1 protein-coding gene is annotated in these 256 nt (G+C 53.5%); it reads right to left on the reverse strand.

Annotation, left to right across the window (positions count from 1 at the left end):
- Positions 1-41: 41 nt before the first annotated feature.
- Positions 42-256 (reverse strand): hypothetical protein (locus SB659_RS20005; protein ID WP_410551683.1); only part of this gene is annotated, 215 nt, incomplete at its 5' end.

Raw genomic sequence — 256 nt, forward strand, 5'->3', positions numbered from 1 at the left:
CTCGCCACCGTCGACGCGCGATTACATGAGATGGAGAACCGCTATCGGGAGGAGCGGCTTGAAGAGAAGGGGTAAATGGTTTTTGCCAAAGGCAAAAAACTACTGCCCCACTGCTGGGCTAACAACACACCCAAACCTTGCAGCAACGTCACTTCGCCGCACCGGCCGTAGCGGCAAAACAACCCCATTTCGCCAGAAAAAATCCCCGCTGACGGCATCGTCAGCCAACCTTGCATGATCAGAAAAAACTTCAAGA

It is taken from the genome of Arthrobacter sp. SIMBA_036 (assembly GCF_046535135.1).
Lineage (GTDB): Bacteria > Actinomycetota > Actinomycetes > Actinomycetales > Micrococcaceae > Arthrobacter.